At 31.6% G+C, this 16,651-nt stretch carries 18 protein-coding genes; all 18 read left to right on the top strand.

From position 1 onward, the window contains the following. Nucleotides 1–177: 177 nt before the first annotated feature. The 18 genes from ruvC to JG776_RS00875 all read left to right on the top strand — a co-directional run bounded on the left by ruvC (nt 178) and on the right by JG776_RS00875 (nt 16,643). On the top strand, nt 178–672 hold the full coding sequence (gene ruvC, locus JG776_RS00960) for a crossover junction endodeoxyribonuclease RuvC (protein ID WP_291963978.1): 495 nt from the start codon (nt 178–180) through the stop codon (nt 670–672). Nucleotides 673–682: 10 nt separating this feature from the next. After that, nucleotides 683–1,282 (top strand): Holliday junction branch migration protein RuvA, encoded by a 600-nt coding sequence (gene ruvA, locus JG776_RS00955; protein WP_291963977.1) that lies wholly within the window; start codon nt 683–685, stop codon nt 1,280–1,282. Between the two features lie 10 nt (nt 1,283–1,292). Beyond that, nucleotides 1,293–2,294: a Holliday junction branch migration DNA helicase RuvB gene (gene ruvB / locus JG776_RS00950; RefSeq protein WP_291963976.1), complete on the top strand. Its 1,002-nt coding sequence runs from the start codon at nt 1,293–1,295 to the stop codon at nt 2,292–2,294. Between the two features lie 41 nt (nt 2,295–2,335). Further along, nucleotides 2,336–3,361, top strand: coding sequence for a tRNA preQ1(34) S-adenosylmethionine ribosyltransferase-isomerase QueA (gene queA / locus JG776_RS00945; protein ID WP_291963975.1), 1,026 nt, complete (start codon nt 2,336–2,338; stop codon nt 3,359–3,361). An 11-nt stretch (nt 3,362–3,372) separates the two neighbouring features. Beyond that, nucleotides 3,373–4,509, top strand: coding sequence for a tRNA guanosine(34) transglycosylase Tgt (gene tgt, locus JG776_RS00940; protein WP_027308044.1), 1,137 nt, complete (start codon nt 3,373–3,375; stop codon nt 4,507–4,509). A gap of 48 nt (nt 4,510–4,557) precedes the next feature. Next, nucleotides 4,558–4,947: a TIGR04086 family membrane protein gene (locus JG776_RS00935; protein ID WP_291963974.1), complete on the top strand. Its 390-nt coding sequence runs from the start codon at nt 4,558–4,560 to the stop codon at nt 4,945–4,947. A 127-nt stretch (nt 4,948–5,074) separates the two neighbouring features. Beyond that, complete coding sequence (scfA, locus tag JG776_RS00930) at nt 5,075–5,215, top strand: six-cysteine ranthipeptide SCIFF (protein ID WP_018662320.1); 141 nt, start codon at nt 5,075–5,077, stop codon at nt 5,213–5,215. Between the two features lie 57 nt (nt 5,216–5,272). Beyond that, nucleotides 5,273–6,631, top strand: a complete 1,359-nt coding sequence (scfB, locus tag JG776_RS00925) for a thioether cross-link-forming SCIFF peptide maturase (protein WP_291963973.1) — start codon at nt 5,273–5,275, stop codon at nt 6,629–6,631. A gap of 2 nt (nt 6,632–6,633) precedes the next feature. Then, nucleotides 6,634–7,134 (top strand): gamma carbonic anhydrase family protein, encoded by a 501-nt coding sequence (locus tag JG776_RS00920; protein WP_291963972.1) that lies wholly within the window; start codon nt 6,634–6,636, stop codon nt 7,132–7,134. 100 nt (nt 7,135–7,234) lie between these two features. Continuing rightward, nucleotides 7,235–7,894: an HD domain-containing protein gene (locus tag JG776_RS00915; RefSeq protein WP_291963971.1), complete on the top strand. Its 660-nt coding sequence runs from the start codon at nt 7,235–7,237 to the stop codon at nt 7,892–7,894. Between the two features lie 19 nt (nt 7,895–7,913). After that, on the top strand, nt 7,914–9,152 hold the full coding sequence (secD, locus tag JG776_RS00910) for a protein translocase subunit SecD (protein WP_291963970.1): 1,239 nt from the start codon (nt 7,914–7,916) through the stop codon (nt 9,150–9,152). 14 nt (nt 9,153–9,166) lie between these two features. Further along, nucleotides 9,167–10,030, top strand: coding sequence for a protein translocase subunit SecF (gene secF, locus JG776_RS00905; protein WP_291963969.1), 864 nt, complete (start codon nt 9,167–9,169; stop codon nt 10,028–10,030). A 107-nt stretch (nt 10,031–10,137) separates the two neighbouring features. After that, nucleotides 10,138–12,510 (top strand): single-stranded-DNA-specific exonuclease RecJ, encoded by a 2,373-nt coding sequence (gene recJ, locus JG776_RS00900; RefSeq protein WP_291963968.1) that lies wholly within the window; start codon nt 10,138–10,140, stop codon nt 12,508–12,510. Nucleotides 12,511–12,512: 2 nt separating this feature from the next. After that, on the top strand, nt 12,513–13,031 hold the full coding sequence (locus JG776_RS00895; RefSeq protein WP_291963967.1) for an adenine phosphoribosyltransferase: 519 nt from the start codon (nt 12,513–12,515) through the stop codon (nt 13,029–13,031). Between the two features lie 106 nt (nt 13,032–13,137). Beyond that, the gene (locus JG776_RS00890) at nt 13,138–15,309 is read left to right on the top strand and encodes a bifunctional (p)ppGpp synthetase/guanosine-3',5'-bis(diphosphate) 3'-pyrophosphohydrolase (RefSeq protein WP_291963966.1); all 2,172 of its coding nucleotides are present in this window, start codon (nt 13,138–13,140) and stop codon (nt 15,307–15,309) included. A gap of 10 nt (nt 15,310–15,319) precedes the next feature. Beyond that, nucleotides 15,320–15,769, top strand: a complete 450-nt coding sequence (gene dtd, locus JG776_RS00885) for a D-aminoacyl-tRNA deacylase (RefSeq protein WP_027308035.1) — start codon at nt 15,320–15,322, stop codon at nt 15,767–15,769. Nucleotides 15,770–15,780: 11 nt separating this feature from the next. Continuing rightward, a complete protein-coding gene (locus JG776_RS00880; protein WP_291963965.1) occupies nt 15,781–16,398 on the top strand; it encodes an MBL fold metallo-hydrolase in 618 nt (205 codons plus the stop codon). Nucleotides 16,399–16,460: 62 nt separating this feature from the next. Continuing rightward, complete coding sequence (locus JG776_RS00875; RefSeq protein WP_291963964.1) at nt 16,461–16,643, top strand: hypothetical protein; 183 nt, start codon at nt 16,461–16,463, stop codon at nt 16,641–16,643. The last annotated feature ends 8 nt before the right edge of the window (nt 16,644–16,651 follow it).

The raw sequence follows: 16,651 nt of genomic DNA, 5'->3' as shown, positions 1-16,651 counted from the left end.
ACTTTTTCAAACAAAGAAAAGCTTAGAATTGCTTAGCGAAATGAACGAATGCCCAAGAAATCCTTCATGGGGCTAATCAATATATAACTTTTTCAACAGCCTGGATGCAAACTCTTTGCATCCTCTTTTTTTTTTGCTATAATCAAATTCGAACAAATTTTCGTACAGGAGGATATTATGATAATATTAGGTTTAGACCCAGGAATTGCGATTGTGGGGATAGGAATAATTGAGCATAAGCAGAATAAATTTAGTGTTTTAGATTATAGAGCTATTACAACAACAACTAAAAATACAGTGCCTCAAAGGCTTGAAATAATATATGATGAATTAAATGAAATAATTAAAATGTATAAACCTGATGCATTTGCACTGGAGGAACTATTCTTTAATCAAAATGCCAAAACAGCAATAACTGTTGGTCAAGCAAGAGGCGTAGCAGTTTTAGTAGCTCAAAAAAATAAAATACCTATTTATGAATATACTCCTCTTCAGGTAAAGCAAGCAGTAGTAGGATATGGACGAGCTGACAAAAAACAGATACAGCAGATGGTTAAGGTTTTATTAAACTTAAAGGAAATACCAAAGCCTGATGATGTTGCAGATGCACTTGCTATTGCTATATGTCACGCACATACAAACAATATGAGTAATTTTTTTATGATGAGATGAGGTGAATGATATGATATACTACATTAAGGGGATAGTAGATGAAATACTTGATGATGGTGTGGTTTTAGAGTGCAATGATATTGGATATAAGATTTGTATGACCCATAGAGATATCCAAAAGCTACAAAATAAAAATGAAAAAATAAAAATATATACATATCAACAAATAAAAGAAGATGAAAATGTACTTTATGGTTTTTTAAATAAAGAAGAATTAAATATATTTAAGATGTTAATTTCTGTATCAGGTGTAGGCCCAAAGGCTGCGGTTTCAATTTTATCAACAGTTACAGCTTCGGACTTTATATTAGCTGTAGTTACAAATAATGAGAAGATGATTGTAAAGGCTCAGGGAGTTGGAAAGAAGACAGCTCAAAGAATAATATTGGAATTGAAGGATAAGTTTAAGGATGTTGATTTAACACAAGGAGAACAGGATGAAGAAACTATTAATATTAATGGATTAGATGAAAATGAGGCAATAGGTGCTCTTATGGCCTTAGGATATTCAAGAAAGGAAGCTTTCTTTGCGGTATCAAAGGTTTCAAGTCAAGCTAATTCGTTGGAGGATATTATAAAGCTTTCACTTAAGGTGCTAATGAAAGGTTAGGTGAATAAAATTGGAGGATAGGATAGTAGCTTCAAATTTAAAATATGAAGATTTAGATATAGAGGGTAGCTTAAGACCAAAGACATTAAGTGAGTATATAGGTCAAAGTGAGGTAAAAGAAAAACTTGACATTTTCATTAAGGCAGCAAAAAATAGAAGGGAATCCTTAGACCACGTTTTGTTATATGGACCTCCAGGACTTGGTAAAACAACCCTTGCGGCAATAATAGCAAATGAAATGGGAGCTGGTCTTAGGATTACATCTGGTCCAGCGATAGAAAAGGCAGGAGATTTGGCGGCTATTCTTACAAATTTAGGAGAGAATGATGTTCTTTTTATAGATGAAATACACAGAATAAATAGAAGTGTTGAAGAAATACTATATCCTGCAATGGAGGATTTTGCACTTGATATTATAATAGGAAAGGGGCCAAGTGCACGTTCTATAAGAATTGACTTACCAAAGTTTACATTAATAGGAGCAACTACAAGGGCAGGTATGCTAACGTCACCATTAAGAGATAGATTTGGTGTAATTTGTAGACTTGAATATTACAATGTTGAGGATTTAACACAGATAATAATGCGTTCTTCAAAAATACTAAAAACTGAAATAACATTAGAGGGAGCAACAGAAATTGCTAAGAGGTCGAGGGGAACGCCAAGAATTGCTAATAGATTATTAAAAAGGGTTAGAGATTTTGCAGAGGTTAAAGGTGATGGTGTTATAAACTATGAAATAGCTGTGCAGGCTCTAAATTTATTGGATGTAGATGAATTAGGATTAGACAATTTAGATAGAAAGATGCTTTTAACAATAATAAATAAATTTGGAGGAGGTCCTGTCGGACTTGATACGTTATCCTACTGCATAGGAGAATCAAGCGATACAATTGAGGATGTATATGAGCCTTATCTATTGCAGATTGGATTTATAAGTAGAACACCAAGGGGAAGAATAGCAACAGAAGCAGCATATAAACATCTAAATTTGAAGAAAAATAATGAATAATAATTATTGTAATTACTAACTTTATATTTAGAGGTGATTTAATGAATGTAAAGGACTTTTATTTTGATTTACCAGAGGAGTTGATTGCACAAACACCTATTGAACCAAGAGATATGTCAAGGTTAATGGTTTTAGATAAAAAAACTGGTGAAATTGAACATAGAATATTTAAAGATATTATTGAGTTTTTAAATGAGGGAGATTGTTTAGTTCTAAATAATAGCAGAGTAATTCCTGCAAGGTTATTTGGTGTAAAGGAAGATACAGGGGCAAATGTTGAATTTGTTCTTTTAAAAAGAATAGATAAAGATAAATGGGAAACATTGGTTAAACCCGGTAAAAAAGCAAAGATAGGATCAAAGTTTGTGTTTGGCGATGGAGAATTACGCTGTGAGGTTTTAGATAATACAGAATCAGGTGGTAGAATTATAGAGTTTAAATATGAGGGCGTTTTTGAGCAAATATTAGATAGATTAGGTAATATGCCTCTTCCACCATATATCAAGGCTGAACTTAAGGATAGGGAGAGATATCAAACTGTTTATTCAAAGGTTGAGGGATCAGCTGCAGCACCTACCGCTGGACTACACTTTACAAATGAGCTTTTAGAAAAAATTAAAAATAAAGGGGTAAAGATTGCATATTTAACCCTGCACGTAGGACTTGGAACCTTTAGACCAGTTAAGGTTGAAAATATAGAAGAACATAAAATGCACTCAGAGTTTTATATGATAGATGAGGAAAATGCAAAAATTATAAATAATACAAAAAAGAATGGAAAAAGAATTATAGCTGTTGGAACAACATCCTGTAGAACTTTAGAGACAGCATCAGATGAAAATGGATTTGTTATACCACAAAGTGGTTGGACAGATATTTTTATTTACCCAGGATATAATTTCAAGTGCGTAGATTGCCTAATAACTAACTTTCATTTACCTGAGTCAACGCTTATAATGCTTGTAAGTGCAATGGCTGGACGTGAAAAGGTTCTAAATGCATATAATACAGCAGTTAAGGAAAAATACAGATTCTTTAGCTTTGGAGATGCAATGTTTATAAAATAGGAGGAAAAAATATGGGAGCAATTAGATATGAACTAATAAAAACTTGTAAACAGTCTGGGGCAAGACTTGGAAGGCTACATACGCCACACGGAGTAATTGAAACACCTATATTTATGCCTGTTGGAACACAAGCAACAGTAAAAACAATGACTCCTGAGGAACTAAAGGAAATAGGTGCTCAAATTATATTAAGTAATACATATCATCTATATATGAGACCAGGTGAAAAATTGGTAGAAAAAGCTGGCGGTCTGCATAAATTTATGAACTGGGATAGACCTATACTTACAGATAGTGGAGGATTTCAAGTATTTAGTTTAAGTCAATTGAGGGATATAACAGAGGAGGGCGTTACCTTTAGATCCCATATTGATGGTTCTAAACATTTCATTTCACCAGAAAAGGCAATAGAAATTGAGAATGCATTAGGTGCAGATATTATAATGGCCTTTGATGAGTGCTTGCCTTATCCTTGTGATTATGATTATGCTAAAAATTCGCTCTATAGAACTATAAGATGGGCAGAGAGATGTCTTAAGGCTCATAAAAATACAGAAAAGCAAGCTTTATTTGGAATAATTCAAGGTGGAATGTATAGAGATTTAAGAGAAGAAAGTGTAAGGGAAATGATAAAGCTTGACTTCCCAGGATATGCTGTTGGAGGATTGAGTATTGGTGAACCAAAGGATATAATGTATGAAGTTTTAGATTGGACAGTACATCTTCTTCCAGAAAACAAACCAAGATATTTGATGGGTGTAGGTAGTCCAGATGCTCTTTTAGAGGGTGTTATAAGAGGAGTCGATATGTTTGATTGTGTTCTTCCAACAAGAATAGCAAGAAATGGTACAGTATTTACAAGCAAGGGTAAATTGGTTGTTAGAAATGCAGAATATGCAGAAGACTTTAGACCACTTGATGAAGAATGTGATTGTTATGCTTGTAAAAACTATTCAAGAGCATATATAAGACACTTATTTAAGGCAAAGGAGATATTAGGTGCAAGACTTACAACAATACATAACTTAAGATTCTTATTAAAGCTTATGGAAGATGTAAGACAGGCTATTATGGAAGATAGACTTCTTGATTTTAAAGAGGAATTCTTTGAAAAATATGGATATAATGAAGGTAAGTGGACATTTTAATCATAAATAATTGAGCCACCCTCATATAATTAATATGGGGGTGGTTTAATGTCAAAACAAGATATTAAAGAAAATATTCCAATAATTTATTTAAAATCAATAATTAGAGGAATAATTTTATCTATTGTATTGCTTTTAATAACAGCTGTTGTATTTCATTATTCTAATTTAGATCCAAAACATATAGATACAGTTACATTTATAATAACAGTGCTTAGCATTGTTTATGCAGCTTTATATGGATGTTTTAAAATTAAGACAAAGGGATACCTTCACGGTGGAATAATAGGGATACTTTATATGGTTGTGGTAGGAATGGTATCCTTATTTGTACAAAAGGGTAATATTCATTTTAAAGGATTAGTAATTATGTTAATTATGTCCTTAGTTATTGGAATTTTCTCTGGACTTATTGGTATTATTTTGGCAGATAGATAAGATGAAAAAATGACTTAGTTAAGTTAATATTAACATTTTATGCACAAAATACTTTTTACTCTTGAGTATAAACTTTTAATGTGTTATAATCATAAAAGTGTAAAGCATAAAAAAAGGAGGAGTAGACATGAAGCATATAAAGACAATAAACATGGGTGCTCTTAAGAACAGCATAGCAAAACCAGGATGCAAAGAGTGTGCGAACTCATGCCAATCAGCTTGTAAAACTTCTTGTACAGTTGCAAATCTTGAATGCGAGAATAGATAATTTATGGCAGTAACTTATGTTACTGCTTTTTAACTATTGAATAAGGAGGAAAAAACGTTGAAACTACACAAATTTAAACAAATGGGAATGAACATAGTAATAGATGTAAACAGTGGAGCAATTCACGTTGTTGATGATATTGTTTATGATGTATTAGATTATTATAAATATAAGGATTTAAGTGAAATTCTAATAAATTTAAAAGACAAGTATACAGAAGAACAAATAGAGGAAGCATATAACGAAATAAAACAGTTAGAGGAAGAAGGTTTACTTTATACTGAGGATCCATATAAAAATATAATATTAAATGATAATGGGCCATCATATATAAAGGCTATGTGCTTAAATATAGCACATGATTGCAATCTAAAGTGTAAGTACTGCTTTGCTTCAGAGGGTGATTATAAGGGTGAAAGAAAGCTTATGTCACCTGAAGTAGGAAAAAGAGCAGTAGATTTTGTTATAGAAAACGCTGGTCCAAGAAGAAATGTTGAGGTTGATTTGTTTGGTGGAGAACCATTAATGAATTTTAAGACTGTTAAAGAAATAGTAGAATATGCAAGAAAAAGAGAAAAAGAGACAGGAAAAAATATAAGATTTACAATAACAACAAACGCTACATTACTTAATGATGAAATAATGGAATTTATAGATGAAAATATGGGTAATGTAGTTTTAAGCATTGATGGAAGAAAAGAGGTTAATGATAAAATAAGAATAAGATATGATGGTACTGGAACCTTTGATGATATATTACCTAAAATAAAGGCAATGGTTGAAAAAAGAAAAGATGGAAAGCAATATTATGTTAGAGGAACCTTCACAAGAGAAAATCTTGATTTTTATAATGATGTAATGATGCTTGCAGATGAAGGTTTTAAGGAAATATCGATTGAACCTGTAGTTCTTGAAGACAAGCATCCTCTTTCTTTAAGAGAAGAGGACTTAGATACAATATTTGAACAATATGATAAATTAGCAGAAGAGATAGTAAATAGAGAAAAACAAGGAAGAGGATTTAAATTCTATCATTTTAATATAGATGTAAATGGAGGACCTTGTGTTTATAAAAGAATTTCAGGTTGCGGTGCAGGATATGAATATGTTGCAGTAACTCCAGACGGAGATATATATCCTTGTCACCAATTTGTAGGTAATGAAGAGTTTAAATTGGGAAATGTTTTTGATGGAATATCAAATGATGAATTAATAAAAACCTTTAAAAATGGACATATATATAATAAGCCAAAATGTATGGAATGTTGGGCAAGGTTTTATTGTTCAGGAGGATGTCAAGCAAATAACTACAGCTTCAACAAAGATATACACATACCATACGAACTTGGCTGTAAAATGATGAAGAAGAGGGTTGAATGTGCAATAGCTATAAAAGCTAAACTTATGGAGGAATAAATATGATAAGAAATTATTTCGAAAAACTTCCTAAAATTGCACAGGATGTATTTGTTGCTGAATCAGCAGATATAATAGGTGAAGTAGAAGTAAAAGAAGGAAGTAGCATTTGGTATAGGGCAGTTTTAAGGGGAGATATAAATAAAATATCTATAGGGAAGTGCGTTAACATTCAGGATGGTTGTGTTCTTCATTCAGATAAAAATGCTCCAACGCTAATTGGGGATTATGTTACGATAGGCCACAATGCAATAGTTCATGGTGCACAGGTTAAGGATAGATGCCTTATTGGAATGGGTGCAGTTATATTAAATGGTGCAGTTATTGGAGAAGATTCAATAGTTGCGGCAGGTTCTGTAGTTACACAGGGCAAAGAAATACCCCCAAAGAGTTTAGTAATGGGAACTCCTGCAAAGGTTGTAAGACAGCTAACTGATGAAGAAATAGAAAACATAAGACAGTCTGCAATAAATTATATGAGCCTTGCTCAAGATTATAAATGATAAAGGGGGTTCTATCCCTTTTTTTATGTAATAAAAAACTTTTACTAAAATTAGCAGGAATTTTAAAGAATACGTAGAATAATATAAGAGGTGGAGCTATATGATTACATTAAATGATGTTAAAAACAATGAAGAAGTTAAAACCTATATGCAACAAGGTGACAAATTTTTAGGATCAATGGGCTTTACAGAGCACAGTTTAAGACATGCTACAATAGTATCAAATATAGCTTCAGATATCCTAAAAAAATTAGGATATTCGGATAGAGAGGTTGAACTTGCAGCTATTGCAGGTTTTTTACACGATATTGGTAATGTTGTAAGTAGACATGACCATGGACAGACAGGTGCAATTCTTGCAATGAGAATACTAAAGGAAATGGGAATGAAATATGATGAGATTGCATATATTGCATCGGCAATTGGAAATCACGAAGAAGAATATGGTCATCCTGTAAATGATATTGCGGCTGCACTTATTATAGCAGATAAAACAGATGTACATAGAGGGAGGGTGAGAAACAAGGAATTTGCAACATTTGATATACACGACAGAGTTAACTATGCAGCAGAGAGGTCAGAGGTAGAAATTATTAAGGATGAAAGAATAATAAGATTAAATCTTAAGATAAATATAGAGATATGTCCTGTCATGGAATACTTTGAGATTTTCTTAGCAAGGATGATGATGTGTAGAAAGGCTGCTGCATTTTTAAACACTAACTTCCAACTTGTAATTAATGATGCAAGATTGTTGTAATCTGAAAGGGGGATTTTAAATGCGAGTTAAGACAAAAAGTAGACTAAAGTTCATAATTTCATCTGTATTAATAGTTCTTTTTGCCTACATACTATCATCAGGACTTATAGTAGGTGATTATAAGATAAGTTCAATTGGAGAAATAACAAAATTAGGACTTGACCTAAAGGGTGGAGTCTATATTGAAGAGGAAATAAAGGGAGATAATGTATCAAAGGAAACTATAGAGAGAACAAAGCAACTAATAGAGCTAAGAGTTAATGCCTTAGGTGTTAATGAGTCAGTTGTTACTGTTACACAACAAAACAGAATAAGAATAGAAATTCCTGGAGTTTATGATGCGGAAAATGCTCTAAAACAAATAGGAAAAACAGGAAAACTAACATTTAGAGGACCAAACAATGATATTGTTATAACAGGAGAAGATATAAAGGATGCAACAGTTGGAGTTAATCAACAGACAAACCAGCCTGTTGTTCAGCTAAAATTAAATGAAGCTGGAACTAAGAAGTTTGCTGAAGCAACTGAAAAATATGTAGGCCAAGTTATATCAATATATATGGACGAAGAACTTGTATCAGCACCAGTAGTAAAGAGTGTGATAACAACTGGGGAAGCTATAATAGAAGGAAGCAAGGATATTGAAGAAGCAAAAAGACTTGCTGGTATAATAAAATCAGGAGCACTGCCTGTAGAATTAGTACCTGCAACTGTAAAAACAATAGGACCATCACTTGGTGCAGATGCTATTCCAACAAGTAAAAAGGCTGCTACTATTGGTATAGCATTAATGATGTTATTTATGGTAATTTACTATAGAGTGCCTGGAATTATAGCTGACCTTGCACTTGCAGTTTATATTATGCTTACAATGCTTATATTTACAACAGTATTAAAGGCGACTCTTACTCTACCTGGTATTGCAGGTTTATTATTATCAATTGGTATGGCTGTTGATGCCAACGTACTAATATTTGAGAGAATAAAGGAAGAATTGAAATTAGGTAAATCCATAAGAACTGCTGTGGATGCAGGTTTTAGCAGAGCATTACCATCTATTCTTGACTCTAATATAACTACAATTATTGCAGGTTTAGTTTTAATGTGGCTTGGTGCAGGTCAAGTTAAAGGTTTTGCCCTTACCCTTGTAACAGGTGTTGTATGTTCACTATTTACAGCAATTACTGTAACAAAATTTCTATTGAAGAATTTTGTTAATTCAAACTGGATTGACAACCAAAAAATGTATGGAGCATAAGGGGAGGGATTTTGATGTTAAAAATAGTAGAAAGAGCAAGAGTATGGTTTGCTATATCACTTTCAATAATAATAGTTGGAATGCTGATTTGGGCCTTTAAGGGCTTAAATTTAGGTATTGATTTTAAAGGTGGAACAGTAGTTACAGTTAAGATGGACAAAGAACCAGATAATGGTGTTTTAGAGGAGATAAGAAAAATTTCAGCAAAATATGATTCTTCATCACAAGTACAAAAGGTTGGTACAGATGAGGTTACAATTAGAGGTAATGCTATAACTGATGAACAAATTCCACAACTTTATAAAGAAATAAAGGACAAATTTAACTTAAAGCAAGAAAAGCCAAGATATACAGATAGAATAGGACCATCAATTGGTAAGGAATTAAGGAGAAATGCTATCTATTCATCATTAGTTGCAGTTGTATTAATGCTAATATATATTTCATTAAGATTTGAATTTAGATTCGGTGTAGCAGCTATAATTGCATTAATACACGACGTTTTAATAACTATATCTGTTTATGTATTTTTGCAAATTCCTGTAAATAGTAGTTTTGTGGCAGCTATTCTTACAGTTTTAGGTTACTCAATTAATGACACAATAGTTGTTTTTGATAGAATAAGGGAAAATAAGAAAAGGGGAATATTTAGTAATACAAAAGATCTTGTTAATGGTAGTATAAGTCAAACAATTAAAAGATCAATAAATACAACTTTAACAACTTTATTTACAATAACTGCTCTTTATGTATTTGGAGTTACTTCAATTAAGGAGTTTGCACTTCCACTTATTATAGGAATACTAAGTGGTACATATTCATCAATATTTATAGCAAGCCCTATTTGGTATATATGGACTGAAAAGAAAATGGCATAATAAAAATAGTCAGGTTTATCCTGACTATTTTTTCTTTTCCCCATTGAAATAGTTTTATAACTAATTTATAATATATATGTTTCAACTAAAATGAGGGGAAAAGTGCTATGAAGAAGTGGGTTATAAAAAAAGTAGAACAGGTTAACCAGAATCTTCACAAAAACAGAATAATAAATTCTCTATTGAATTCAAGAGGAATAAGTCTACCTAAAGAGGCTCTTGATTTTTTAAACCCCAAAATAGAAAACCTTTTTAATCCCTATTTGTTAAAGGATATGGATAGAGCAGTAGAAAGAATTGATTTAGCTATAAAAAAGAGAGAAAAGATTGTTGTTTATGGGGACTATGATGTTGATGGCATAACAAGTACATCTATATTAATAAGAGCCTTTAGAAGATTAGGAGTGGATGTTTCCTTTTATATTCCTGATAGATTAAATGAAGGATATGGTATAAATAAAGATGCGATAGACTACATTAAACAGCTAGCAACTGATTTGATTATAACTGTGGATTGTGGTATTACTGCTGTTGAAGAAGTAGAATACGTAAAGGAACTTGGAATGGATATAATAATAACAGATCATCACGAATGTAAAGATGTAATACCAAATACTTATGTAATTAATCCTAAAAGGCACGATTGTACATATCCAAATAAAAATTTGGCAGGATGTGGAGTCGCCTTTAAGTTAGTTCAGGCTTTGTGGATTAGATATAATTTATCAGGCTTTGAAGAATTTTTAGATTTATGTGCAATAGGCACAATAGCAGATATTGTCGAAATTACTGGCGAAAACAGAATTATTGTAAGCCAAGGATTAAAAAAGCTTCAATATAGTGAAAAATCTGGTATTAAAGCATTAAAAAATGTAGCAGGAATTAGTGAAGTTACATCCTATGGAATAGCTTTTCAAATTGCACCAAGAATAAACGCAGTAGGAAGATTAAGTGATGCAAGAATAGCAGTTGAATTATTTACAACAACTGATGAAGATAAGGCGATGCAAATAGCAAAATATCTTGATCAAGAAAACAGAAGCCGTCAAAAAATAGAGGAAGAGATATTAAATGAATCCCTTATTATGATACAAAATAATTTTGATTTAACTAAAGACAGAGTAATAGTCCTTTCGTCACCCTTTTGGCACGTTGGTGTAGTGGGAATAGTTGCGTCAAGGTTAGTAGAACGTTTTCATAGACCAGTGATTCTTCTTTGTGAAGATAAAGATGGATTGTGTAAGGGATCAGGCAGGAGTATAGAGGGTTTTAATCTCTTTGAAAATCTATTAAAATGTGATGATATATTAGTGAAGTTTGGTGGACACGAACTTGCAGCAGGCTTAACTATAGAAAAATCAAAGATTAGTGAGCTTATTGCAAGATTAAATGAATATGCTAAAGAAATGGATGTAGAAATGTTTTTACCTAAACTTTATATAGATTTAGAAATGTCCTCAGAAGATGTTACTTTTGAAACAGCTGAAGAAATAAAAAAGTTAGAACCTTATGGTTTTGGGAATCCATCCCCCATATTTTATATGGAAAATTTAAAGGTTCTTTCTAAAAGAGCAGTTGGGAGCAATAACAAACATTTAAAGTTACTTTTAGATAAAGACAATATAACTTATGATGGAGTTTATTTCAATGGCTATGAAGAGTTAAAGGACAAAGAATGGGATAATATTGATGTTGTATTTAACTTAGATATTAATAAGTGGAATAATACAAAAAATCTACAATTATTGATAAAAGCAGTTAGACCTCATACAAAGTGGCTATCGGAGTATTTTAAAAGCAACTATTATAGATATTTAAAGTTTATGGATAATAATAATTTATCTACTTCTAATTTAGATGGCATTAATTTTATACCTAAAAATGAAAATTTCTTAAAAGAATTTGTCTATTTTAAAAAGGGTTATATACTTGTTTCTTCAAAAAAATCATTAGACGAATTAAAATATTTTACTGATTTTTATAAAGTTAATTTTTCTAAAAATGATGGATTTGATGCACAATTTATAGTTTGTCCTTATGTAGATGAGATAGATTTTATGAATTCAGAAGTGCTTATATACGACTTCTTGCCAGGAATATATGAATACGAAAAGGTTTTAAATAGTGCAAAAAAAGTATATAATTTTTATGAAGAGGAAACAATTGATTTAATAGATGAATTTTATGAAGATATTAAAATTGATAAGGAAATTTTATTTGAAGTTTATAGTGATTTGCTGCATAATGAACTTATAGGTACAGTTGATGTATTATCGGTAAAGTATAAGGTCAATCCATATCAAATGTATAAAATTATTATGACATTAAAAAACAGTGAAATCGCTAAGGTATTTATAAAGAATGATCTGCTGAAATTAGTAAAATTTAAATCTGAGTTTGAGGATATTGTAGTTGATGACTATAATAAAAAAATTGAAGATCTGAAAAAACTATTTAATAAGTTAAAGTGGGAGGTATAAAAATGAATTTAGTTGAAAAAATAAGAATAATAGAAGATTTTCCAAAGAAAGGTATAAGTTTCAAGGATGTTACAACTCTATTAAAGGATGGAGAAGCTTTTAAATATGCTGTTGATAAGATGATTGAATATGCAAAGGATAAGAATATAGATTTAGTTGTTGGACCAGAAGCTAGAGGTTTTGTATTTGGAACTCCAGTTGCATATGGCTTAGGTGTTGGATTTGTACCTGTTAGAAAACCAGGTAAACTACCTGCTGACACCCTAAAATATGAATATGATTTAGAGTATGGAAGTGATTGTCTTGAAATACACAAGGACGCTATAAAGCCAGGCCAAAGGGTTCTAATTGTAGATGATTTACTTGCTACAGGAGGAACTATTGCATCTGTTGCAAACTTAGTAGAACAACTTGGTGGAGAAGTAGCTGGTATGTGTTTCCTTATTGAATTAACTGGATTAAATGGTAGAGAAAAGCTTGGTAAATATAATGTAGAATCACTTATCAAATATGAATTTTAATGTCGAAAAAAATTGCAATTAATTAAAAGTTGAGATATAATTAATAAAAAATATGGCTGGTATGAATACCAGCCATATATTATAAACAAGAGAAGTGAGGGCGGCTATGCTTGATATAATCATTGAAAAAATAAAAAAACAGGAGTTGGATGTTGATATAGATTTAATAAAACGTGCTTATGAATTAGCAGAAAAGGCACATAAGGATCAATATAGAGAATCAGGTGAGCCTTACTTAATGCATCCAGTTGAAGTTGCATTAATAACAATAGAGCTTGGGCTTGATACTGATACTATTTGTGCTGCTCTTTTACATGATGTGGTTGAGGATACGGAATATACTTATGAAGACATTAAAAATATGTTTAATCCACAGATTGCTTTCTTAGTCGAAGGTGTTACTAAGCTTGGTAAAATTGAATATAAATCTAAGGAGGAACAGCAGGCAGAAAATATTAGAAAGATGCTTGTTGCTATGGCAAATGATGTTAGGGTAATTCTAATAAAACTTGCTGATAGACTTCATAATATGAGAACTTTAAAATATCTTCCACCACATAAACAAAAGGAGAAGGCCCAAGAGACCTTAGATATTTTTGCACCTCTTGCTCATAGATTGGGTATTTCTAAAATAAAGTGGGAACTTGAGGACTTATGTTTAAGGTATTTAAAACCAGATGAGTATTATGAATTGGTTAATAAAGTACAGAAAAAAAGGGGCGAACGTGAAAAAGAATTAAATGAAATTATAGATATACTAAAAAATAAGTTATCACAATCGGGTATTATAGCGGATATTGAAGGACGTCCAAAGCATTTCTATAGTATTTATAGAAAAATGGTATATAAAAATAAAACATTTGATCAAATATTTGATCTATTGGCGATTAGAGTTATAGTTGATACAGTAAGAGACTGTTATGCAGCTCTTGGTATCGTGCATACATTATGGAAACCAATACCAGGTAGGTTTAAAGATTATATAGCAATGCCAAAGCCTAATATGTACCAATCGATTCATACGACAGTTATAGGACCAGGAGGTCAGCCATTTGAAATACAAATAAGAACTTGGGAAATGCATAGAACTGCAGAGTATGGTATTGCAGCTCATTGGAAATATAAAGAGGGTATCACAAGTGATGATTTAGGCGATAGACTAAAGTGGCTAAGAGAAATAATTGAGTTTCAAAAGCAAACAACAGATGCTAAGGAATTTATGGAGACAGTAAAAATTGATTTATTTTCTGATGAAGTGTTTGTTTTTACACCTAAGGGAACAGTTATTGATTTACCAGTAGATTCCACACCTATAGATTTTGCCTATAGAATTCACACCGATATAGGGAATAAATGCATTGGTGCTAAGGTAAATGGTAAAATGGTTCCGCTTGATTATAAATTGAAGACTGGAGATATAGTAGAAATAATTACATCAGGCACCTCCAAAGGTCCAAGCAGAGATTGGCTTAATATAGCAAAAAGTTCACAGGCAAAAAATAAGATAAAGCAGTATTTTAAAAGGATTTATAAAGAAGAAAATATTGAAAAGGGCAAAGAGCTTATAGAAAAGGAACTTAAAAGACATAAGATATCATATTCTGATGCAATGAAGTCGGATATAATAGACGTTGTTTTGAAAAGGTTTAACTATGCACAAATAGATGACTTATATGCTACAATTGGCAGTGGTGCGTTATCGGCTTCATTAGTTGTTGGAAAAATAAAGGAAGAACTATGTAAAGACAAGGAAAAGGAAGAAATTAAAAGTGTTGCTGACTTTGAACCAAAGAAACCGATTCAAAGAGAAAGAAAACGTGAGGGTGTTAAGCAGGGAATTGAAGTCAAAGGCGAAAAGGATTTATTGGTTAGATTTGCAAAGTGCTGCAATCCTGTTCCAGGTGATGAAATAATAGGATTTATAACAAAGGGTAGAGGTGTTTCTGTTCATAGAAAAGACTGTACAAACTTTAAACATTTATCAGAAGTTGAACCAGAAAGAGTTATTGAAGCAAGGTGGACAGGAGAACATACATCATCCTTTGTTGCAGATATTCAAATAGAAGCCACAGATAGAACAGGACTTTTGGCAGATATTACAAATACAATAGTAAATACAAAAGTATCAGTAAAGGCAATAAATGCAAGAACGAATAGAAAAAATACAGCAACTATACATTTATCCTTAGAAGTTTTAAATACAGAGCAGTTAGAGAAGATAATGAGGGATTTTAGGAAATTAAGTGGCGTAATAGATGTTTATAGAAACAGAAATTAGGGGTGATTTTATGAGAGCTGTTGTGCAACGAGTAAATAGTGCAAGAGTTGAAGTCGAAGGCAATGTTGTAGGTAGCATTGATAAGGGTATATTGGTGTTATTAGGAGTAGAGGAATTAGATACAGATGATGATATAAAATATTTAGCAGAGAAGGTTTGTAACTTAAGAATATTTGATGATGAAGAAGGAAAAATGAACCTTTCATTAATTGATGTTGGTGGGGAGCTCTTAGTTGTTTCACAATTTACACTTTACGGAGATTGTAGAAAGGGAAGAAGACCAAATTATATGATGGCAGCAAAGCCTGACTATGCTGAAAAAATGTATTTAGAATTTGTTGAAGAGTGTAAAAAATATATAAAAAAAGTAGAAAAAGGACAGTTTCAAGCTTATATGAAGGTAAATCTTGAGAATGATGGTCCAGTTACATTACTTTTAGACAGTAAGAAAAACTTTTAGGAGTGATTAGAATGATAGTTAAAACTTATGAAGTGGGATATTTTCAGACTAATTGTTATTTAGTCGTAGATGAAGAAACAAATGAAGCATTTTGTGTAGACCCAGGTGGAGATACAACTGAACTTATTGAAGATATTAGATCAATGAATTTTAAATTAAAATATGTAATTTTAACTCATGGTCACGCTGACCATATAGCAGGAGTAAAAAAGTTAAAGGATGAAACAGGTGCATTAGTAGTTGCACATAAAGAAGATAGATATTTAATAGAAGGTGGAACAATTGAATTAATACCAATATATTCTAATATGAAGCTTTTTGATGTTGATTTATATGTTGAGCAACAGAATGTTTTAAAAGTAGGAAATTTAGAACTTAAAATATTAGAGACTCCAGGGCATACACCAGGTGGTATCTCAATATTAGTTGGTGATTCTGTTTTTACAGGGGATGCCCTTTTTAGAGGTTCAATAGGAAGGACAGATTTTCCAAATGGAAATAAAGATGAGTTGATAAAATCTATAAAGGAAAATCTATTAGTTTTGAATGATAAAACAAAGGTATATCCAGGACATGGAATATATACAACTATTGGGTTTGAAAAAAGATTTAACCCATTTTTAAAATAAATTGAATATATGGACATCAAAGTGGGAAAAATGTATTTGAATTTATAAAAGGAGAGGTTAATATGAAAAAGAAAAAAACAAATGGTTACTCAGAAACCTATGTTAACCCACTTGATGAATTAGATTACGAAAGGTACTCAGAAATGATGGAAAACGGCTATACTGATAGTGATATAGCAAAAGAATTAAAGGTTAGTGAAAAGTTTGTAAAAAGGTTAAGACAGGAGACTAAAAAGTATTTGTAGGTGTATAG

It is taken from the genome of Caloramator sp., assembly GCF_020054765.1.
GTDB lineage: Bacteria > Bacillota > Clostridia > Clostridiales > Caloramatoraceae > Thermobrachium > Thermobrachium proteoclasticum.
Note: the sequence above shows the minus strand (reverse complement) of the source record. Positions and strands in the feature narration are given on the sequence as shown.

Excerpts from the sequence above, each read along its gene's own strand:
- ruvC (WP_291963978.1), top strand. The coding sequence starts at position 178 with ATGATAATATTAGGTTTAGACCCAGGAATTGCGATTGTGGGGATAGGA.
- ruvA (WP_291963977.1), top strand. The coding sequence starts at position 683 with ATGATATACTACATTAAGGGGATAGTAGATGAAATACTTGATGATGGT.
- queA (WP_291963975.1), top strand. The coding sequence starts at position 2,336 with ATGAATGTAAAGGACTTTTATTTTGATTTACCAGAGGAGTTGATTGCA.
- tgt (WP_027308044.1), top strand. The coding sequence starts at position 3,373 with ATGGGAGCAATTAGATATGAACTAATAAAAACTTGTAAACAGTCTGGG.
- JG776_RS00935 (WP_291963974.1), top strand. The coding sequence starts at position 4,558 with ATGTCAAAACAAGATATTAAAGAAAATATTCCAATAATTTATTTAAAA.
- scfA (WP_018662320.1), top strand. The coding sequence starts at position 5,075 with ATGAAGCATATAAAGACAATAAACATGGGTGCTCTTAAGAACAGCATA.
- JG776_RS00920 (WP_291963972.1), top strand. The coding sequence starts at position 6,634 with ATGATAAGAAATTATTTCGAAAAACTTCCTAAAATTGCACAGGATGTA.
- JG776_RS00915 (WP_291963971.1), top strand. The coding sequence starts at position 7,235 with ATGATTACATTAAATGATGTTAAAAACAATGAAGAAGTTAAAACCTAT.
- secD (WP_291963970.1), top strand. The coding sequence starts at position 7,914 with ATGCGAGTTAAGACAAAAAGTAGACTAAAGTTCATAATTTCATCTGTA.
- secF (WP_291963969.1), top strand. The coding sequence starts at position 9,167 with ATGTTAAAAATAGTAGAAAGAGCAAGAGTATGGTTTGCTATATCACTT.
- recJ (WP_291963968.1), top strand. The coding sequence starts at position 10,138 with ATGAAGAAGTGGGTTATAAAAAAAGTAGAACAGGTTAACCAGAATCTT.
- JG776_RS00895 (WP_291963967.1), top strand. The coding sequence starts at position 12,513 with ATGAATTTAGTTGAAAAAATAAGAATAATAGAAGATTTTCCAAAGAAA.
- JG776_RS00890 (WP_291963966.1), top strand. The coding sequence starts at position 13,138 with ATGCTTGATATAATCATTGAAAAAATAAAAAAACAGGAGTTGGATGTT.
- dtd (WP_027308035.1), top strand. The coding sequence starts at position 15,320 with ATGAGAGCTGTTGTGCAACGAGTAAATAGTGCAAGAGTTGAAGTCGAA.
- JG776_RS00880 (WP_291963965.1), top strand. The coding sequence starts at position 15,781 with ATGATAGTTAAAACTTATGAAGTGGGATATTTTCAGACTAATTGTTAT.
- JG776_RS00875 (WP_291963964.1), top strand. The coding sequence starts at position 16,461 with ATGAAAAAGAAAAAAACAAATGGTTACTCAGAAACCTATGTTAACCCA.